Source organism: Streptomyces sp. NPDC087428 (genome assembly GCF_044744085.1).
Taxonomy (GTDB): domain Bacteria; phylum Actinomycetota; class Actinomycetes; order Streptomycetales; family Streptomycetaceae; genus Streptomyces.
Window position 1 is genome coordinate 36,258 of sequence record NZ_JBIUXR010000011.1, and the last position, 18,197, is coordinate 54,454.

Annotated in this window: 17 protein-coding genes; 8 read left to right on the forward strand and 9 right to left on the reverse strand. The window is 72.5% G+C overall.

The genetic code is table 11. The features are described from left to right. The first annotated feature begins 32 nt into the window (after window positions 1-32). The gene (gene hsaA, locus ACIO3R_RS23745) at window positions 33-1,199 is read left to right on the forward strand and encodes a 3-hydroxy-9,10-secoandrosta-1,3,5(10)-triene-9,17-dione monooxygenase oxygenase subunit (RefSeq protein WP_402108485.1); all 1,167 of its coding nucleotides are present in this window, start codon (window positions 33-35) and stop codon (window positions 1,197-1,199) included. 52 nt (window positions 1,200-1,251) lie between these two features. On the opposite strand, the gene ACIO3R_RS23750 is transcribed toward hsaA, so the two are convergent. Genes ACIO3R_RS23750 through ACIO3R_RS23770 form a run of 5 tightly spaced genes read right to left on the reverse strand, consistent with a single transcriptional unit; the run spans window position 1,252 to window position 6,176 of the window. Further along, window positions 1,252-2,040, reverse strand: coding sequence for an SDR family oxidoreductase (locus ACIO3R_RS23750; RefSeq protein WP_402108488.1), 789 nt, complete (start codon window positions 2,038-2,040; stop codon window positions 1,252-1,254). Window positions 2,041-2,068: 28 nt separating this feature from the next. Further along, on the reverse strand, window positions 2,069-3,142 hold the full coding sequence (locus ACIO3R_RS23755; protein WP_402108491.1) for an acyl-CoA dehydrogenase family protein: 1,074 nt from the start codon (window positions 3,140-3,142) through the stop codon (window positions 2,069-2,071). A gap of 24 nt (window positions 3,143-3,166) precedes the next feature. Next, the gene (locus ACIO3R_RS23760; RefSeq protein WP_402108494.1) at window positions 3,167-4,153 is read right to left on the reverse strand and encodes an acyl-CoA dehydrogenase family protein; all 987 of its coding nucleotides are present in this window, start codon (window positions 4,151-4,153) and stop codon (window positions 3,167-3,169) included. Next, window positions 4,153-5,328 (reverse strand): acyl-CoA dehydrogenase family protein, encoded by a 1,176-nt coding sequence (locus ACIO3R_RS23765; protein WP_385036033.1) that lies wholly within the window; start codon window positions 5,326-5,328, stop codon window positions 4,153-4,155. The genes ACIO3R_RS23760 and ACIO3R_RS23765 overlap by 1 nt, the downstream gene beginning before the upstream one ends. Next, window positions 5,328-6,176 carry an enoyl-CoA hydratase gene (locus ACIO3R_RS23770; RefSeq protein ID WP_385036034.1) on the reverse strand — a complete coding sequence of 283 codons (849 nt, stop codon included), beginning with the start codon at window positions 6,174-6,176 and terminating at the stop codon, window positions 5,328-5,330. Before ACIO3R_RS23770 ends, ACIO3R_RS23765 begins: the two co-directional genes overlap by 1 nt. A 46-nt stretch (window positions 6,177-6,222) precedes the next feature. Between ACIO3R_RS23770 and ACIO3R_RS23775 the strand changes: the two genes are divergently transcribed. The 5 genes from ACIO3R_RS23775 to ACIO3R_RS23795 all read left to right on the forward strand — a co-directional run bounded on the left by ACIO3R_RS23775 (window position 6,223) and on the right by ACIO3R_RS23795 (window position 11,082). After that, the gene (locus ACIO3R_RS23775) at window positions 6,223-7,389 is read left to right on the forward strand and encodes an acyl-CoA dehydrogenase family protein (protein WP_402108498.1); all 1,167 of its coding nucleotides are present in this window, start codon (window positions 6,223-6,225) and stop codon (window positions 7,387-7,389) included. After that, complete coding sequence (locus tag ACIO3R_RS23780) at window positions 7,386-8,171, forward strand: SDR family oxidoreductase (protein WP_402108501.1); 786 nt, start codon at window positions 7,386-7,388, stop codon at window positions 8,169-8,171. The genes ACIO3R_RS23775 and ACIO3R_RS23780 overlap by 4 nt, the downstream gene beginning before the upstream one ends. Continuing rightward, entirely contained in the window at window positions 8,168-8,770 is a 603-nt protein-coding gene (locus tag ACIO3R_RS23785; protein ID WP_385036037.1) for a TetR/AcrR family transcriptional regulator, read from the forward strand. Before ACIO3R_RS23780 ends, ACIO3R_RS23785 begins: the two co-directional genes overlap by 4 nt. Window positions 8,771-8,802: 32 nt before the next feature. Then, window positions 8,803-9,960: an acetyl-CoA C-acetyltransferase gene (locus ACIO3R_RS23790; RefSeq protein ID WP_385036038.1), complete on the forward strand. Its 1,158-nt coding sequence runs from the start codon at window positions 8,803-8,805 to the stop codon at window positions 9,958-9,960. Between the two features lie 165 nt (window positions 9,961-10,125). After that, window positions 10,126-11,082, forward strand: a complete 957-nt coding sequence (locus tag ACIO3R_RS23795; RefSeq protein WP_402108503.1) for a DUF4862 family protein — start codon at window positions 10,126-10,128, stop codon at window positions 11,080-11,082. A 94-nt stretch (window positions 11,083-11,176) separates the two neighbouring features. Here ACIO3R_RS23795 and ACIO3R_RS23800 read toward each other — a convergent pair whose 3' ends face one another. After that, window positions 11,177-12,544, reverse strand: coding sequence for a M64 family metallopeptidase (locus ACIO3R_RS23800; protein WP_385034350.1), 1,368 nt, complete (start codon window positions 12,542-12,544; stop codon window positions 11,177-11,179). A 139-nt stretch (window positions 12,545-12,683) separates the two neighbouring features. On the opposite strand from ACIO3R_RS23800, the gene ACIO3R_RS23805 reads away from it, so the two are divergent. Then, entirely contained in the window at window positions 12,684-14,117 is a 1,434-nt protein-coding gene (locus tag ACIO3R_RS23805) for a helix-turn-helix domain-containing protein (RefSeq protein WP_402108505.1), read from the forward strand. A 95-nt stretch (window positions 14,118-14,212) separates the two neighbouring features. After that, on the forward strand, window positions 14,213-15,415 hold the full coding sequence (locus ACIO3R_RS23810; protein ID WP_385034354.1) for a teichoic acid biosynthesis protein C: 1,203 nt from the start codon (window positions 14,213-14,215) through the stop codon (window positions 15,413-15,415). Window positions 15,416-15,496: 81 nt separating this feature from the next. On the opposite strand, the gene ACIO3R_RS23815 is transcribed toward ACIO3R_RS23810, so the two are convergent. Genes ACIO3R_RS23815 through ACIO3R_RS23825 form a run of 3 tightly spaced genes read right to left on the reverse strand, consistent with a single transcriptional unit; the run spans window position 15,497 to window position 18,185 of the window. Further along, a complete protein-coding gene (locus ACIO3R_RS23815) occupies window positions 15,497-16,564 on the reverse strand; it encodes an NAD(P)H-dependent flavin oxidoreductase (protein WP_401285698.1) in 1,068 nt (355 codons plus the stop codon). Beyond that, window positions 16,561-17,340: a CoA-transferase subunit beta gene (locus ACIO3R_RS23820; protein ID WP_402108509.1), complete on the reverse strand. Its 780-nt coding sequence runs from the start codon at window positions 17,338-17,340 to the stop codon at window positions 16,561-16,563. The genes ACIO3R_RS23815 and ACIO3R_RS23820 overlap by 4 nt, the downstream gene beginning before the upstream one ends. After that, window positions 17,337-18,185 carry a CoA transferase subunit A gene (locus tag ACIO3R_RS23825; protein ID WP_385034408.1) on the reverse strand — a complete coding sequence of 283 codons (849 nt, stop codon included), beginning with the start codon at window positions 18,183-18,185 and terminating at the stop codon, window positions 17,337-17,339. The genes ACIO3R_RS23820 and ACIO3R_RS23825 overlap by 4 nt, the downstream gene beginning before the upstream one ends. Window positions 18,186-18,197 lie beyond the last annotated feature (12 nt).

Consider the following 18,197-nt stretch of genomic DNA (forward strand, 5'->3'; position numbering starts at 1 on the left):
GCACAGTGCGACAAGGGCATGGAGGACGGACTATGGGCAACGAGGTTCTGGAGTCGGTGCGCGCCCTGCTGCCGGCCATCGAGAAGCGGGCCGCGGCCGTGGACGAGGAGCGGCGGATACCGGATGCCACGGTCCGTGAGCTGGCCGGGGCAGGGGTGTTCCGGATGCTCCAGCCGACCCGGTACGGCGGCCTGGAGGCCGACCCGGTCGACTTCTACCAGGTGGTGCGGGCGATCTCCGCGGTGTGCTGCTCCACCGGCTGGGTGGCGTCCGTCCTGGGCGTCCACCCCTGGCAGCTCGGCCTGTTCCCCAAGCGGGCGCAGGAGGACGTGTGGGGCGAGGACCGGGACACCCGGATCTCCTCGTCGTACGCCCCGGTGGGCCGGCTGACCCCGGTCGACGGCGGCTACCGGCTCACCGGCCGGTGGAGCTTCTCCTCGGGCTGCGAACACGCCTCGTGGGCGCTGCTCGGCGCCCTCGTCGTCGGGGCGCAGGGACGGCCGGTGGACTTTCTCACCGTCCTGGTGCCGCGGTCGGACTACCGGATCGAGGACATGTGGGACGTGGTCGGGCTCCGCGGTACCGCGAGCAACGACATCCTCGTCGAGTCGGCGTTCGTGCCGGCCCACCGGGTGCTCCGCAACTACGAGCAGGCCCGGCTGAAGGTGCCGGGGCAGCAGGTCAACCCGGGTCCGCTGTACCGGCTGCCGTTCGGCGCGATCTTCACGAGCGCCGTCACCGCACCGGTGATCGGGGCGGTGTCCGGCGGCTACGCGTCGTACGTGGCCCGGATGAAGGAGCGGGTGCGGCTCAGCCTGGGCGGCGGCAGGTTCACCGAGGACCCGTTCGCCCAGGTCGCCATCGCGCGCGCCGCCTCCGACATCGACGCGACGGTGTTGCAGATGGACCGCAACCTGCGCGAGCTGTCCGAACTCGCGGTGGCCGCACAGGAGATACCCATGGAGCTGCGCCTGCGCACCCGGCGCGACCAGGTCCGGGGCACCGAACGGGCCGTCGCCGCGATCGACCTGCTCTTCAAGACCGCGGGCGGCAACGCGCTGCGGCGCGGCAACCCCGTGGAGCGCGCCTGGCGCGACGCCCACGCGGGCAGCGTCCATGTCGCCAACGACGTGGAGCGCGCCCTCGCCATGTACGGCCGGGGGGCCTTCGGGCTGACGGTCGAGGACAACCTGGTCTGAGCGCGGGCCGAGGTCCCGGGCCCCGCGCGGGGCCCGGGACCTCGCCGCGTCCTCACTCCGGTGCGGCGGCCGCCTTCGCGGCGAGGTAGCGGGCCGGGAACTCCCCGCCGCCGTGCACCGCCAGGTCCGCCCCGTTGACGTACCCGGACAGGTCGCCCGCGAGGAACAGGCAGGCACGGGCGACGTCCTCGGGCACGGCCATCCGGCCCATCGGGATGACGCCCGCCACCGCGGCCCCGCCGTCCGCGCCGTAGACCGACGCCGCGCTCGGTGTGCGGATCAGCCCGGTGGTGATGTGGTTGACCCGGACCGCCGGTGCCCACTCCAGGGCCAGCGCCTTGGTGAGCGCCAGGAGCCCGGCCTTGGCCGCGGTGTACGCGGCGGTGCCGGGCTGCGGGTCATGGGCCGAGACACTGCCGATGTTGATGACCGAACCACCGCCGTCCTGGGCCCGCATGGCGCGGTGGGCCGCCTGCGCCACGTAGAACGGCGCGAGCAGGTTGAGCGCGACGATCCGCTCGACGAACCGCGGCGAGACGGTGGCCGCGTCGGCGTCCGGGGAGCCGCCGGCGTTGTTGACGAGTACGTCGAGCCGGCCGAAACGCTCCACGGCGGTGTCCACCAACGAGGCCGCCGCCGCCGGATCCCGCACATCGGCCGCCACGAAGACGGCCTCCCTGCCCCCGGCCGCGGGCAGGGTGTCCGGGGTGGTGCGGCCGCAGACCACCACGTCCGCCCCGGCGCCGAGGAACGCCCCGGCGATGGCGGCCCCGATGCCCTTGGTGCCGCCGGTGACCAGCACCACGCGTCCCGTGAAGTCCAACGGGCTTTCGGTGTCCATGATGTGAGGCCTCTCTCGTCCGACGGTTTCAGCGCGCGGTCAGTCCGAGTCCGGCGGCGAGCCGGGCCCGGTGGCGGGCGGGCGGGCCGAACAGCTCGCCGGCCCCGTGCGCCCGTTTGAAGTAGCGGTGCGCGTCGTGTTCCCAGGTGATCCCGATCCCGCCGTGCAGCTGGATCATCTCGCCGGCCACCGCCGAGAACGCCTCGGAGCACACGGACTTGGCGACGGCGGCGGCCCGCGGCAGCGCGCCCGGGTCCTCGTCCGCCGCGAACGCGGCCCCGAGCGCCGCCGAACGCGCCGACTCCACCAGCACATAGGCGTCCGCCAGCCGGTGCTTGACGGCCTGGAAGGACCCGATGGCCCGGCCGAACTGCACCCGGTCCCGGGCATACGCGACGGTGAGTTCCAGAGCGCGTCCGGCCGCGCCCACCTGCTCCGCGGCGAGGGCCGTGCACGCGAGGTCCCGCACGTGCTCCAGGCTCCGCCCGCCGTCGCCGTCCGCACCCAGCAGACGCCCCTCGGCCGCCTCCAGTACCCATCGGGCCTGGCCACGGGTGCCGTCCATGGTCACGACGGGTTCCCGGCGCACCCCGGCGGCGTCGGCCGGCACCTCGAAGAGCGACACCCCGCAAGCCGTGCGGGCGGCGACGAGCAGCACGTCGACGACGGGCCAGTCCAGCACGTGTTCCTTGGCCCCGGTGACCAGCCAGCCTCCGTCTGGGCCCGGCACGGCCTCGGCGCGGATCGCGTCCGGCTCCCAGGAGCCCCGTTCGGCCCAGGCCAGCGCGCCCACCGAGGTGCCGTCGGCGAGCCCCGGCAGCAGCCGCCCGCAGGCCTCCTCGTCACCGGAGGCCAGCAACGCCCCGACGGTGAGCACCGCGGAGCCCAGACACGGCAGCGGGCTCAGGCCCCGGCCGAGTTCCTCCATCAGCACATGGACGTCCCGGGCGCCGCCGCCCACCCCGCCGTACTCCTCGGGCACGGCGAGACCGGCGGCGCCGATCTGTTCGGACAACGGGCCCCACGCCGAGGCGCCCTGATGTCTCGTCAGCAGTGACCGTACGGCCGACCGCAGCTCTTCCTGCTCCTCAGTCAGCCTCATCCGGCTGCTCCCCTCTGTGTGCGGTCAGCCGGTCAGTACGCGGGCCCGGCACGCGGCCGGGGTGCCCCACGCGTCGCGCAGCGGCCGGGCCTTGCGGATCCACAGCGACAGGTCGAGCTCGTCGGTGTAGCCCACGGCCCCGTGCAGTTGGAGGGCCGTGCGCGCGGCCCCGTACGCGGCCTCGCCCGCCGTGACCTTGGCCGCGGCGACATCCCGCCCCGCCCCGTCGTCGCCGGCGGCGAGGGCGAGCGCGGCGCCGTGCACCAGCGGCTCGGCGAACTCCAGAGCCAGCAGGGTGTCCGCCAGCCGGTGCTTGACCGCCTGGAAGGAGCCGATCGCCACGCCGAACTGGGTGCGCTGCGTGACGTAGGCGACGGTACGGGCGAGCAGGGTCCGGCCGACCCCGAGCGCCTGGGCGGCCGTGGCGAGCGCGGCGACGTCGGCCGCGTACCCGGCGGCGGCGGTCACCGCCGGGCCCCGCGCGAGGACCGTCCCGCCCGACGGCCTCGACAGCCGTCGCCCCGGATCGGCCGACGGCTGCGCGGGACCGGCCCCGGCGGCGACGCGCAGGGTGTCGCCGTCCACCACGAACACCGCGTCGGCCATGTCGGCGTCCAGGGCGTAGGGGCCGAGCGAGGTCAGGCAGAGGGAGACGACGGACTTCCCGGAGGCGATACCGGGCAGCCGCTCGGCGGCGACGCGCTCGTCGCCGAGCCGGTCCAGGAGGGCCGCCGCGGCCACCGTCTCGACCAGCGGCCCGGGTACGGCGTGACGGCCCAGCGCCTCGAAGGCGACGGCCAGTTCGAGGGGCAGCGGGCCGAAGCCGTCGTGCCCTTCGGGGACCGCGAGGGCGAACACCCCGGCCTCGGCGAGCCGGGCCCAGACGGCCCGCCCCGGGCCGTGGTCGCCGCCGGCCCAGGACCGTACCGCGGCCGGGGTGTCGCAGGAGGTGAGCAGGGCGTCGAGGGAGCGGGCGAACTCCCGCTGCTCGGCGTCGGGGAAGAAGCGCATCACCGGCGTCCCTTCGGCAGGCCGAGCAGCCGCTCGGCGATGATGTCGCGCTGGATCTCGTTGGTGCCCGCGTAGACGGGGCCGGCCAGCGAGAAGGTGTAGCCCTCCGCCCAGCCCCCGGCGGCGGGCGACTCGTCCGCGTGGTCGGCGAGTTCGCCGTACGGGCCGAGCAGGTCGAGCGCCGTCTCGTGCAGGGCGATGTCCAGTTCGGACCAGTAGACCTTGTTGAGGCTGGAGGCGGCCCCGGCGGGTCCGCCCTCGTCGTGCAGCACGTGGGAGGCGCCCCGGTAGGAGAACAGCCGGTAGGCGCGGGCGCCGATCACCGCGTCGGCCACCCGGTCGCGCAGCGCCGTGTCCGCCGGGTCGCCGTGTTCGCGCCACAGGGCGGTCAGCCGGTCCGCGGCGGCCGTGAACCGGCCCGGACTGCGCAGGGTGAGTCCGCGTTCGTTCCCGGTGGTACTCATCGCGACCCGCCAGCCCTGTCCGGGCTCACCGATGACGTCCTCGTCCGGGACGAACACCTCGTCCAGGAAGAGTTCCGCGAAGGCGGGTTTCCCGTCGAGCCGCCCGATGGGCCGCACCGTGACGCCCTCGGCGTCCAGCGGGAACATCAGATACGTCAGTCCCCGGTGCGGCCGGTCCGCGTCCGGGTCGCTGCGGAACAGGCCGAAGGCCCGGTCGGCGAAGGCGGCCCGGGAGGACCAGGTCTTCTGGCCGCTGAGCAGCCAGCCGCCCTCGGTCCGTACGGCCGTCGACCTCAGCGAGGCCAGATCCGAGCCGGACTCCGGCTCCGACCAGGCCTGCGCCCAGATGACCTCACCGCGCGCCATGGCCGGCAGGATCCTGGCCCGCTGCTCGGCCGTGCCGTGCTCGAAGAGGGTGGGGGCCAGCAGGCTGATGCCGTTCTGGCTGACCCGGCCGGGCGCCCCGGCGGCGTAGTACTCCTCCTCGAAGACCAGCCAGCGCAGCAGGGAGCCGCCGCGCCCGCCGAACTCCTCTGGCCAGGACACCACCGACCAGCGGTCCGCGGCCAGGGCCGCCTCCCACTCCCGGTGGGCGGCGAACCCCTCCGCGGTCTCCAGGGACGGCAGCGCAACGGCCGGGACGTGGGCGGCCAGCCAGTCGCGCACCTCGGTACGGAACTCCTCGTCGGCCGTGTCGAAATCGAGGTCCATCAGGCACCCGCCTCCTTCATCGCCCGGATGTCCATGCCGCCGAGCGCGTCGGGCGCGGTCTCGGCGTTGTGGGCGTGCGCCAGGTGGTGGAGGCCGAACACCGAGTCCATGCCGGTGTGCATGCCCTGGAGGTCCTCGGCCTGGTTGACGGCGCGCTTGGTGAGGGCGAGGCCGAGGCGCGGCATCTCGGAGATCCGCAGCGCCAGCTCCCGGGTGCGCTCGGCCAGTTCCTCCCTCGGCACGACCCGGTTGACCATGCCGACCTCGTACGCGCGCCGCGCGCTCATCCGGTCGCCGGTGTAGAGGAACTCCTTGGCGATCCGCGGCGGCATCACCCAGGGGTGCGCGAAGTACTCGACACCGGGGATGCCCATGCGGACCACCGGATCGGCGAAGAACGCGTCGTCCGACGCCACGATCAGGTCGCACACCCAGGCCAGCATCAGGCCGCCCGCCACGCACGCGCCCTGCACGGACGCGATGACCGGTTTGGGCAGCTCCCGCCACCGGCGGCACATCCCGAGATACACCTCGGACTCGCGGGCGAACCGGCTCTCCGCGCCCTCCTTGTCCGAGTGGTCCCACCAGAGCCCCGCCCGGCGTTCGAACGGCAGATGGGCGTCCCGCTCGGGGGTGCCGATGTCATGGCCGGCGGAGAAGTGCTTGCCCGCTCCGGCCAGCACGACGGTCTTCACCTCGCTGTCGTCGGCCGCGCGGTAGAACGCCCGGTCCAGGGCGTAGGTCATCGCGGAGTTCTGCGCGTTGCGGTAGTCGGGCCGGTTCATGGTCACCGTCGCGACCGGCCCCCGCTTCTCGTAGCGCACCGGTTCGTCATGGGCAGCGGACATCGGCCCCTCCTTCCCTAACAAGTGTTTGGTAGATTAACGTACCCCCATGAGCAGCGTCGAGGAGTTCCGCACCGAGATCCGCGGCTGGCTGGCCGCCAACCTCACCGGCTCCTTCGCGGGCCTCCGGGGCCGCGGCGGACCCGGCCGCGAGCACGAGGCCTTCGCCGAACGGCTCGGCTGGGAACGGCACATGGCCGCCGAGGGCTGGACCTGTGTGGGCTGGCCGAAGGAGCACGGCGGCCGGGGCGCGACCCTCGGACAACAGGTCGCCTTCCACGAGGAATACGCCCTGGCCGACGCCCCCGCACGGGTCAACCACATCGGGGAACAGCTGCTCGGCCCGACGCTGGTGGCCTTCGGCACCCCCGAGCAGCGCGCCAGGTTCCTGCCGCCGATCGTCGCCGTCGAGGAGCTGTGGTGCCAGGGCTACAGCGAGCCCGACGCCGGGTCCGACCTGGCGAACGTACGGACCAGGGCCGTGCGGGACGGCGAGGACTGGGCCGTCACCGGGCAGAAGATCTGGACGTCACTCGCCCACGAGGCGCAGTGGTGCTTCGTGGTCGCCCGCACCGAACCCGGCTCGACCCGCCACCGGGGGCTGTCCTATCTCCTGGTCCCACTGGACGGGACCGGCGTGGAGATCCGGCCGATCGCCCAGCTGACCGGCACCTCCGAGTTCAACGAGGTCTTCTTCGACGGCGCCCGCACCCGCGCCGAGCACATCGTCGGCGCCCCGGGCGACGGCTGGCGCGTGGCCATGGCCACCCTCGGCTTCGAACGCGGCGTCTCCACCCTGGGCCAGCAGGTCGGCTTCCGGCGCGAACTGGAAACCCTCATCACGCTGGCCCGAGCCAACGGCGCCGCCGAGGACCCGCTGATCCGCGACCGGCTCGCCCGCGCCTGGACGGGCCTGGAGACCATCCGGTGCAACGCCCTGCGCATGCTCGACGGCGTGGCGGCCGGCGCACCCGGCCCCGAGGCGTCCATCGGCAAGATCTTCTGGGCCACCTGGCACCGCGAACTCGGCGAACTCGCCATGAGCGTGCTGGGCGCCGGTGGCATGGCCGCCGCCGGGGAGCCGTACGAACTCGACGACTGGCAGCGGCTGTTCCTCTTCTCCCGCTCCGACACCATCTACGCCGGATCCAACGAGATCCAGCGCAACATCATCGCCGAGCGTGTCCTCGGCCTGCCCAAGGAGATCCGCCCGTGACCACCCAGCCGCCCTATGTGGCAGGACACTCCCTCCTGGCCGGACGCACCGCCGTGATCACCGCAGCCGCGGGCGCCGGAATCGGCGGAGCGACGGCCCGCAAATTCCTTGAGGAGGGCGCCCGCATCGTCATCGGCGACGCCCACGAACGGCGGCTGGGCGAGAGCGCCACCGCCCTCGCGGAGGAGTTCGGCGCGGACAACGTCGCCGCCCTGCCCTGCGACGTCACCGACCAGGAGCAGGTCGACGCCCTGTTCGCGTTCGCCGCGGAGCGCCACGGCGGCCTCGACGTCGTCGTCAACAACGCGGGCCTCGGCGGCACCGCCGACCTCGTCGACATGACCGACGAACAGTGGTCGAAGGTCCTCGACGTCACCCTGAACGGCACCTTCCGCTGCACCCGCGCCGCCCTGCGCCACTTCAAGGACCGCGACAGCGGCGGCGTCGTCGTCAACAACGCCTCCGTCGTCGGCTGGCGCGCCCAGCGCGGCCAGGCCCACTACGCCGCCGCGAAGGCCGGCGTGATGGCCCTCACCCGGTGCGCGGCCCTGGAGGCCGCCGACTTCGGCGTACGGGTCAACGCCGTCGCCCCGAGCCTGGCCATGCACCCGCACCTGGTGAAGGTCACCACCCCCGAACTCCTCGCCGAACTCACCGAACGCGAGGCCTTCGGCCGCTACGCCGAGCCCTGGGAGATCGCCAACGTCATCGTCTTCCTGGCCAGCGGCTACTCCTCCTACATGACCGGGGAGACCGTCTCCGTCAGCAGCCAGAGGGCGTGACCCCCATCGCCGCGAACGCCAACGCCGAACGACGCGCCGAACTCCTGGCGACCGCCGCCGAGGTGTTCGCCGCGCTCGGCTACAACGCCACCACCGTCCGTCGCATCGCGGACGAGGCGGGGCTGCTCGCGGGCAGCCTCTACTACCACTTCGACTCCAAGGAATCGATGCTGGACGAGATCCTCGCGGCCTTCCTGGACGAGCTGTGGGCGGGCTACGGCACCGTCCTCGCCGCCGGACTCGGACCCGGGGCGACCATCGAGGCGCTCGTCACCCAGTCCTTCCGGCAGATCGACCGGCACGGCCCCGCGGTCGCCATCTACCAGAAGGAGTCCAGGCACCTCTCCGCCCAGCCGCGCTTCGCCTACCTCACCGGCTCCCGGGCGAAGTTCGAGGACGCCTGGCTGCGCACCCTGGAACGCGGCGTCGCCGAGCGGGCCTTCCGGGCCGACCTGGACGTCCGGCTCGTCTACCGCTTCGTCCGCGACACCGTCTGGGTCGCCGCCTCCTGGTACCGCCCCGGCGGTACCCACAGCCCGGAGGAGATCGCCCGCCAGTACCTGTCCATGGTCCTGGAAGGCATCACCCCCCGCACCTGACATCCCATCATGTCCCTCACGAAGGAGCAGTCATGGCCGAGGCCTACATCGTCGACGCGGTACGCACCCCGGTCGGCCGGCGCAAGGGCGGGCTGTCCGCCGTCCACCCCGCCGACCTCGGGGCCCACGTCATCAAGGCGCTCATGGAGCGCAGCGGGGCCGACCCGGCCGCCGTGGAGGACGTCGTCTTCGGCTGCCTGGACACCGTCGGCCCGCAGGCGGGCGACATCGCCCGCACCGCGTGGCTCGCCGCGGGCCTTCCCGAGGAGGTGCCCGGCACCACCGTCGACCGGCAGTGCGGCTCCTCCCAGCAGGCCGTCCACTTCGCCGCCCAGGGCGTCCTGTCCGGCACCCAGGACCTGGTGGTCGCGGGCGGTACCCAGAACATGTCGATGATCCCCATCGCCTTCGCCAGCCGCCAGGCCGCCGAACCGCTCGGGCTGACCGACGGCCCGTACGCGGGTTCCGTGGGCTGGCGCGCCCGGTACGGCGACGCGCCCGTCAACCAGTTCCACGGCGCCGAACTCATCGCCGAGAAGTGGGGGATCAGCCGCCGGGACATGGAGGAGTTCGCCCTGCGCTCGCACCGGCGGGCCCTGCACGCCATCGACGAGGGCCGCTTCGACCGCGAGACCGTCGCCTACGGAGACGTCCGGGTCGACGAGGGGCCGCGCCGCGACACCTCGCTGGAGAAGATGGCCGGCCTCAAGCCGGTCGTCGAGGGCGGCAGGCTGACCGCCGGGGTCTCCTCGCAGGTCTCCGACGGCGCCTCGGCGCTGCTTATCGCCTCTGAGCGGGCCGTCGCCGAGCACGGCCTCACCCCCCGCGCCCGCATCCACCACCTCTCGGTGCGCGGCGAGGACCCGATCCGGATGCTCTCGGCGCCGATCCCGGCGACGGCGTACGCCCTGAAGAAGGCCGGGATGTCCATCGACGACATCGACCTGGTCGAGATCAACGAGGCGTTCGCCCCGGTCGTGCTGGCCTGGCTGAAGGAGACCGGCGCCGACCCGGACAAGGTCAACGTCAACGGCGGCGCCATCGCGCTCGGTCATCCGCTCGGCGCCACCGGCACCAAGCTGATGACGACCCTGCTGCACGAACTGGAGCGCACCGGCGGCCGCTACGGCCTGCAGACCATGTGCGAGGGCGGCGGCCAGGCCAACGTCACCATCATCGAGCGCCTCTGAACGCCGGGACCGAGACGGCTGCCCGGTGGCCCCGTGAGCAGGGGGCCACCGGGCAGCGGCAGGAGTCGCCCACGCTAGACATCAGACGTCTGATGTTGGGTAGAGTCGCGCTGGGGCCGCGTACCGGAAGCGCCCGAGACTCGTCAGCACGGGAGAACCGACACCATGAACACAGCACGGCCCGCCGCTCTGGTGGGGGCATACGCGGCGCTGCCCTCCCCGCGCGCCGACCAGGAAGAGTTCTACGAAGGGCTCGCGGGCCGGGGAATCGCCGACGGGCTGGAGATCCCGTTCCGCGACGGCCTCGGCGAGGACGCGCATTGGCTGGCCGCACAGATGCGCGGCCGTTTCACCCGCTCGGTGATCACCCTGATTCCCGGCACGATGATGCGCGTCGGGGCCACGGGCGTCTTCGGGCTCGCCTCCGGGGACCAGGAAGGCCGACGGGCGGCGCTCGCATTCCTCCGTGAGGCCCGCATCGCCGCCGAAGAGCTGAACCAGCTCACCGGCGAGCAGTCGGTCTCCGCCCTCCACATCCACACCGCGCCCTCCACGACCGCGGTGGGGGAGATGTTCGCCCGTTCCCTCGACGAGATCGCGGCGGGCGAACCGGCCGCCGGCGGCTGGTCCACCCGGCTCGTCCTGGAGCACTGCGACGCGTACGCGCCGGCCGTCCCCGGGGAGAAGCGGTTCCTGCCGCTGGAGGACGAGATCCCCCTGGCGCGCGAAGGCGGGATCGGCATCACCGTCAACTGGGGCCGTTCGGCGATCGAGGCGCGGGATCCGGGCCGGCCGCTCGCCCAGATCGAACGGCTCGCCTCCGAAGGCTTGTTGGAGGGCGTGATGTTCTCCGGCGCGGGCCCGGCCGCGAACGAGTTCGGGGGACCGTGGGCCGACGCCCACCTGCCGCTCACCGAGGACGAGCCCACCTCCCTCATGGACGCCGACCAGGTACGCCGCTGCCTCCGCGCGGCCGAAGGCGCGTTCTCCTTCGCGGGGGCGAAGATCCAGGTTCCCGGCGATGCCACCGTCGACGAGCGGCTCACGAGGGTGGGCCACGTCATGCGGCTCCTGTCCGAGCACCCCGGAGCCACCGGACGCCCGGTCTCACGCGAGGCGTGAACGCACCTCTGGGATCGCCCCGCCGGGCGCGGTCCTCCGCCGGGCCGGCCCAGTGCCCTGGGCCCGGCGGGGAACCGGGTGCCGCGTCCGGCCGTCAGTGCCGCTTGTGGGCCGTGTGCCCGGACGCCTTGACCGTCCAGGACATGCTCTGCGTGGCCTCGGCGCGGACCTCGGGGTCGCGGATCGACCTGGTCCGGTCGGCGGACTCGACCGTGACGGTGTGTGTCCTGCCGTCCGCCCTGACGCCCAGCGCGGCGGGCACGACGGTGGTGAGGCCCTGCGCCCGCTTGACCCGTACGCCGTCGACGTACCAGCGCAGCTCGGGCGCGGCCAGGCCGGTGAGCTCGGCCCGGGACACCTTGATGCGGCCGGTCCTGAGGACCGCGCTGCTCGTGTTGACCTTGCTGCTCAGTGCGTTGGCCTTGCGGTAGAAGCCGGCGATCATGGCCTCACGGCCGGGCAGGTTGAAGTCGCGCACGTTCAGGGCCCGCATGAGCGAGTTGGAGGTCGGGCGGTAGATCCCGAACGGGTAGTAGCTGCTGCCCTCGTACGTGCCGACGGTGCCGCCCGTGGGGTCGCTCTCGCCGAGCCAGCGGTACCACTTCGTCCGGTTGGCGGCCATCTTCTCCGCGGTGAAGGTGCTGGAGTTGATGTCGGTGACCTCGCCGCCCGGCCAGGTGCCGTAGCTGTCGTAGGTGTACTCGTCCGCCAGCAGGCCGACCGAGTGGGCGATCTCGTGGGCGGCGATCATGCTCGACTGCGCGTTGTCCGAGGAGAGGGTCGAGACACCGTCGAACGGGTAGCCCTCCGCCTCCAGCCCCGAGTAACCGGCGCCGCCGTACTTGGTGGAATTCGAGACGACGATGACCAGGTCGGCCTCGGGTGCCTTGGCGGCGTAGGAGGCGACCTTGTCGATGTCGGCACAGATGAGCCGTTCGGTCTCCGAGCACCAGAAGTAGCTGCCGAGCGCGGTGTTCTTGACGACGTCGGTGCCGGGGTCGCCGGTGATTCCGGATTCGGCGGACACCGCGTCGACGGTCCACACGTTCATGAGGCCCTGGTAGCTCGCGTAGGGCTCGATGCCGGTGATGTCCGCCCACTTGCCGGCGGCCGCGGTGTGGAAGGCGTCCTGCTCGTCGGCGGTGTAGCCGTCGCCGATGATCACTACGTCGAGCCGGTCGGCCGAGGGGCCGGTCACGGACACCTCCCCGACCTCCCCGTCCGTCGTCCCCGCGGCGGGTGCCACGCCGCGGGCCGTGGCGCGGCCGGTCGCCGCCTCCGTGGTGGCCGGGACCTCGGTCCGCCGCCCCTCGCCGCCGGGCTCGGGGAAGTACTCGACGGTGACGCGCCGCTCCTGGTGGGGCTCCGGGTCCACGGCGACCGCGGGAGTGGCGAGGACCGCCCCCACTGTCGCGGCGAGCGCGACGCCCACTGATATGACGGCAGATCTGCTCGTGCGCATGTCAATCCTCACTCTGGTGTCCCGCTCGGAAGTGAAGTAAAGCGGTAATATAAGTATCCTTAAGTCGACGCTCAACCTAGGGTGACGGGTGTGTCGTTGGCAACAGACCACCGGCAGACGCGGGACGAGGGAACACGGCATGGCGGGAACCAGCAGCGCGATCGGCGAACCGGAGCGGACGACCGGTGAGGCTCCGGTCCGGCCGCGGCGGGAACAGGCGCGGGAGCAGGACGCACCGGCCGCGATCGGCAGCCGGGTGAAGCGGCTCCGCAAGGAACGGGAACTGACTCAGCGCCAGCTCGCCGAGCCCGCGTACACCGCCGCCTACGTCTCGACGCTGGAGGCCGGCAGGGTGCGGCCCTCCGAAGCCGCCCTCCGGCACATCGCCGAACGCCTCGGCGTCGCCCACGAGGAACTCGCCACGGGCAGGCCCACCCACATCGCCACGGCCCTCCGGACGGAACTGGCCGACGCCCAGCGGGTACTGGCCGTCGAGGACGCCACCGACGCGCGGGCGGCCTACGAGCGGATCCGCGGCCGGGCCGAGGAGTACGGGCTCACGCAGGAACACGCGGCCGCGCTCACGGGCCTCGGGGAGTGCGCGCTGGAGACGGGGGAACTGTCCGAGGCCCTGATCCGGTTCGAGGCGGCCGAACGGACGCTGGCCGGCGAACCGCTCCCCGCCCGCGCACGGGCGGTCCGGGGCCGGTCGGTCGCCCACTACCTCGCCGGTGAGCTGCGCTACGCGTGCTACCTGCTGGAAAGCGCGATCGACGAGCTGAACACGTCCGGGCTGCACGATCCGGGCGCGCTGCTCCAGCTCTACACGGCCTCGATCGCCCCGTACATGGACATGGGCGCCCACGCCCGCGCCGCACAGGCCGCCGAACTCGCACTCGCCCTGGTGCCCCAGGTGTCGGACCCCGCGCTGGTCGCCACCATGCACCGAACGGTGGCCCGCACGCTGATCGCCGAAGGCAGGGCCGACGCCGCCCAGGCGTCGTTGGCGCGGGCCACCGAGCTCTACCAGCAGTTGCAGATCCGTACCGAGCTCGCGCACTGCCACTGGATGCGGGGCTATGTCTGCGCCCAGCACGACGACCTCGTGCGGGCGGAGACGGAACTGCGCACCGCACACTCGATGCTGGTGTCCAAACGGGCAGCCCTGTACGTCTCACAGGTGGAGGTCGAGCTCGCCGACGTCCTGCGCAGGAGGGGGAAGTCGACGGAGGCCGCGGAACTGCTGGAAAGCCTGCTGGCCGGCCTGAAGCCCGGCCGCGGCGCGGTGCACGCCGGCGGTGCGCACCGGCTTCTCGGGCTGATCGCCGAGGAGGCCGGGGACGCCGAGGCGGCCGAACTGCACTACGCCACCGCGCTCTCCCTGCTCGAACAGACGGGAGCCGCCGGAGACCTCGCCGACATCTGCCGGCTGCTCGGAGACCTGCTGCGCGGCGAGGGCCGGACGGAAGCGGCGCTGAACGCCTACCGGACCGGCCTCGGGCACCGCGCCGAACCGGGCACGACCACCCTCGGCCCCGCCCCGGCCCGCCCGCCGTTCGCCCCCTGGGCCTGACGGCGGGGCGGGGCCCGGAGGTGCCTGCGGATCATCAGGCAAGATCAAGGGGGGAATGATTGAGTCCGCCCACACCTGTCGCTTGAATGGGCGTCATGACCCAGGACAGGAATTCCCGCCCCAGCCGCCGTTCCCTGCTCGCGTGGAGCGGCGCCACTGCGCTGACCGCCGCGACCGTGTCCCTCGGCACCGAGACGGCATCGGCCGCCACTTATCCCGCGCCGGGCTCCGCCCTGTTGGTGCCTTCCCCGCGGCTTGATCTGAACAGTGCGTCGAGCAAGTGGATACGCGAGAAGGCCACCCGTGATGCCACCATCATCCAGTCGTTCGGCTACGACAACGCCAACGGCCATATCTACCTGGCGCAGGTGACCCAGGGAGGACTGCAACTCGCGGGTGAGTCCGCCCCGGTCAGCAGCGTCGATCGCAACAGGCGCGGTGACCTGACCATCACCAAGTGGGACACGTCCGGCAACACCCTCGGCCACATGTATCTGCGCGGCTTCGGGCACGGTATGAGCATCGGCGTCGAACCTGTCGGCAGCAAGGCCTATCTGTGGACGGAGGCCGACGGCGCGGAGGTGGCGGACCCGGTGCACCCGGATGACCCGGACAAGACAACCAGCCGCGGCACTCGCCTGGCCCGTTTCCCCTTCACCGACGGCCAGGTGCTCGACACCACCTCGTCCACGCTCGCCAAGTACAAGCCGGTCCCGGGCTCCAACACCTACACCGCCTCCGTCGACCCGGTGTACGGTCGGCTCGCCATCCGCTACCGCGACACGGACGGCGTGATGAAGTTCCAGGTTCACGACCTCGATCTGGCGCGCCTCAACATCTGGAGCGAGCCGCTCGCGACCATCAGCGAGCCGTCCGTCAAGGCGGTCCCCGGATGGCCCCTCACCACTTACGGCAACCCGTTCCTCCAGGGCTACGTCGTCGTCGGTCAGTACCTCTACATGCTGCACGGCAACAGCTACGGTTCCACCCAGAAGATCAACGGCCAAACAATCGTGATCTCGGAGCCCGGGATCGGGAATACGTTCATCAGCTCCGTGAAGCTCACCACAGGCGCCTTCTCCCCCGCCCCGCCTTCGCCCTTCAACCAGAATGTCAATCCCGCCCACACCGCAGCCGCGTACTCACTGGACTACCGCGAACCGGAGGGACTCGGCGTCCTCATTCCCGACCTCAGCCGGCCCGGCGTGTTCAGTATCGGCATGGGCTTCGCCTCGGGACCGCCCGGCGCACGCGTGGCGAGCATCTACGGCAAGGCCGGGCTGATCCAGCCCTCCTGATACGTGTCGGAATGAGCCGATGGCCGTGAGGGGGCAGCCCGTGGATCCGGGAGCCCCCTCCGTCCGCGTGCGCCACGGGCTTCAGCCCGCCCCCGGGAGGGACTTCAGAGCCGCCGACGCCTCGTTCATGATCCGCTCGACCAGCTCCGCGCAGGAGGGCAGGTCCTCGATCAGCCCCGCGACCTGGCCCGAGGCCATGACCCCGATGTCGGTACGCCCCTCGACCAGTGAGGCCTTGAGCAGCATCGGGGTGTTGGCGGCCAGCAGCACCTGGCTCCAGGTCAGCTCCTTGCCGTGCCTCATCGCCAGCCCGTCGCGGATCAGCTGGGGCCAGCTCGCGCCGGACTCCTTCCGGAAGGCCGAGGCGTGCCGCACCGCCCTCAGCAGGGAGGCCGCCCGGCCGGAACGCTCCAGCGCGTCGACCATCTCGGTGCGCAGCATGCGGTGCGGCAGGCCGTCGACGCGGTCGGTGACCGTGACGTCCTTGACGGTGGCGGCCAGGTACTTCGCCTTCACCGCCGCCGGGACGGTGCTGTCGGAGGTGAGCAGGAAGCGCGTCCCCATCCCGATCCCGGCCGCTCCGTAGGCGAGCGCGGCGACCAGGCCGCGGCCGTCGTGGAAGCCGCCCGCCGCGATGACCGGGATGCCGACGGCGTCCACGACCTGGGGGAGCAGCACGGTGGTGGCCACGTCGCCCGTGTGGCCGCCGCCCTCGCCGCCCTGCACCATCACCGCGTCGGCGCCCCACGCGGCGACCTTCTCCGCGTGCCGCCGGGCCCCCACGGACGGGATGACGACGACGCCGGCGTCCTTGAGCCGGGCGATCAGCTCCTTGGACGGGGCGAGCGCGAACGACGCCACCCGCACGCCCTCGTCGATCATGATCCGTACCCGCTCGCCGGCGTCACCCGCGTCCGCCCGCAGGTTGACGCCGAACGGCGCGTCCGTACGGGACCTGACCTCGCGGATCGCCGCGCGCAGCTGCTCGACGGTCATCGTCGCGGAGGCCAGGATGCCGAGCGCCCCCGCGTTCGCGGAGGCGGACACCAGCCGGGGGCCGGCCACCCACCCCATCCCGGTCTGCACGAGCGGATAGCGCACCCCGGTCAGCTCGGTGAGCGCGGTCGGCACCGGCACGGGCCCCGTCATGCCGGGACCTCGCGCTCGCGCAGCCCCTTCGGGTCGATGACCTCGCGGATCAGCCGGAGTTCTGCGTCCGTGGGATCCCGGGTGAACGGGACGTCGCCGGGGATCGTGAGGCCGAACCCGGTTGCCTCGGCGACCTGTTCGACGCTCACCCCGGGGTGGAGGGAGCGCAGTCGCATGGTGCGGTCCGGGGTCTCGAAGTCGAAGACGCCCAGATTGCTGACGACTTCGGGGATGCGGTGGTAGCGGGTCGCGGAGGGTCCGGCGGCGGCCGCCCGGTCGTACCCGACCCCGCTGACCATGTCGACGTGCTCCACGAACACCCGCGCCGAGTGCTTGGGTACCCAGTAACTCGTCGGATTGTTGAGGGTGTTGACCGGGGCTCCGCGCACCCCGAGCAGCTGCCGGGTGGGCCTGTTCCAGGGGCCGATGCAGGAGATGTTCTGGTTGCCGTGCCGGTCGATCTGGCTGGCGCCCATCATCACGTGCCGGCGGCCGGTGGCGGTCAGCGTCAGGTGCTGACGGAACGGCAGCCAGCCCTCGACGCTCCCCGGCCCCGTCCCCAGCGCGGGGGTGCCGCCCATCAGCAGCGCCTCCCCGTCGGTCAGCAGCAGATCGGGTGAGAAGGTGAGCCTCGCCAGCCGCGCCCCGATGGCCGGGACGGTGCCCATCGGGCTGGCGAGGATCTCGCCCGCGTCCCGCCACGCCTCGGCGCAGGCCACCACGCAGTACTCCGCGCGGCTCACCGTCGCGATGCCGGTGGTCTCGGTGCCGCTCATGCTTCCTCCTGGTGGAACGCGGTGACGGCGGCCTGGTAGGCGGCCTCGTCGCCGGACAGGAACCGTTCGACGAAGGCGGGCCACGCCTCGGGGTCGCGGGCGGCCCGGACGTAGGCGCGCTGGAAGCTCTCGTCCCGGTCGTGGTCGGGCACGCAGGACGTGAAGTGGGCGCCGTTCGGCGTCTCGACGACACCGTCCACGAACAGCCGCTTCACCAGCAGCGTCTGCGGCCCGTGCTCCTTGAGCAGGTCCGCCGTCTCCACGATCCGCTCGCAGGAGACGTAACTGTGGTCGGCGGCCTCGCAGAACAGGTCGTCGAAGTACGGGTCGGGGCCCAGGTACTGGCCGTTGCCCTGGACGTCCGCGCGGTTGAGGTGGACCAGAGCGGCGTCCAGCCGCAGGGCCGGGGCGGCGACCAGCTTCTCCCCGTCCTCGTACGGCGAAGTGACCGTACGCAGAGCGGGGTTGACCTCCATCAGGTCCGAGCCGAGCCCGGCCCGCACCGGCATGAACGGCAGCCGCTGCGCGCCCGCCGTCAGCCCCCACATCATCATCGCCTCGTCGAGCTCGACCATCTCGAACGCGCCGCGCTGCCGGGCGGCGGTGAAGTGCGGCTCCAGCGGTATCGAGTCGAGGGTCCCGAACGCCGCGACCAGTTTGCGGATCCGGCCCGCGGCGGCGAGCAGGCCGACGTCAGGGCCGCCGTACGACACCACGGTCAGATCGGTGACGTCCGAACGCAGCAGCGCCCGGACCAGGGCCATCGGCTTGCGGCGTGAACCCCAGCCGCCGATGCCGACCGTCATTCCGCTCTCCAGCCGGCCGACGACGTCGTCGGCCGTCATCGTCTTGTCGTG

What these genes read in the sequence shown, in the direction of transcription:
- ACIO3R_RS23775 (WP_402108498.1), top strand. Translation starts at nt 6,223, where the DNA reads ATGAGCAGCGTCGAGGAGTTCCGCACCGAGATCCGCGGCTGGCTGGCC.
- ACIO3R_RS23755 (WP_402108491.1), bottom strand. Translation starts at nt 3,142, where the DNA reads ATGAGGCTGACTGAGGAGCAGGAAGAGCTGCGGTCGGCCGTACGGTCA.
- ACIO3R_RS23820 (WP_402108509.1), bottom strand. Translation starts at nt 17,340, where the DNA reads ATGAGCGGCACCGAGACCACCGGCATCGCGACGGTGAGCCGCGCGGAG.
- ACIO3R_RS23790 (WP_385036038.1), top strand. Translation starts at nt 8,803, where the DNA reads ATGGCCGAGGCCTACATCGTCGACGCGGTACGCACCCCGGTCGGCCGG.
- ACIO3R_RS23795 (WP_402108503.1), top strand. Translation starts at nt 10,126, where the DNA reads ATGAACACAGCACGGCCCGCCGCTCTGGTGGGGGCATACGCGGCGCTG.
- hsaA (WP_402108485.1), top strand. Translation starts at nt 33, where the DNA reads ATGGGCAACGAGGTTCTGGAGTCGGTGCGCGCCCTGCTGCCGGCCATC.
- ACIO3R_RS23770 (WP_385036034.1), bottom strand. Translation starts at nt 6,176, where the DNA reads ATGTCCGCTGCCCATGACGAACCGGTGCGCTACGAGAAGCGGGGGCCG.
- ACIO3R_RS23765 (WP_385036033.1), bottom strand. Translation starts at nt 5,328, where the DNA reads ATGGACCTCGATTTCGACACGGCCGACGAGGAGTTCCGTACCGAGGTG.
- ACIO3R_RS23805 (WP_402108505.1), top strand. Translation starts at nt 12,684, where the DNA reads ATGGCGGGAACCAGCAGCGCGATCGGCGAACCGGAGCGGACGACCGGT.
- ACIO3R_RS23800 (WP_385034350.1), bottom strand. Translation starts at nt 12,544, where the DNA reads ATGCGCACGAGCAGATCTGCCGTCATATCAGTGGGCGTCGCGCTCGCC.
- ACIO3R_RS23825 (WP_385034408.1), bottom strand. Translation starts at nt 18,185, where the DNA reads ATGACGGCCGACGACGTCGTCGGCCGGCTGGAGAGCGGAATGACGGTC.
- ACIO3R_RS23810 (WP_385034354.1), top strand. Translation starts at nt 14,213, where the DNA reads ATGACCCAGGACAGGAATTCCCGCCCCAGCCGCCGTTCCCTGCTCGCG.
- ACIO3R_RS23750 (WP_402108488.1), bottom strand. Translation starts at nt 2,040, where the DNA reads ATGGACACCGAAAGCCCGTTGGACTTCACGGGACGCGTGGTGCTGGTC.
- ACIO3R_RS23760 (WP_402108494.1), bottom strand. Translation starts at nt 4,153, where the DNA reads ATGCGCTTCTTCCCCGACGCCGAGCAGCGGGAGTTCGCCCGCTCCCTC.
- ACIO3R_RS23815 (WP_401285698.1), bottom strand. Translation starts at nt 16,564, where the DNA reads ATGACGGGGCCCGTGCCGGTGCCGACCGCGCTCACCGAGCTGACCGGG.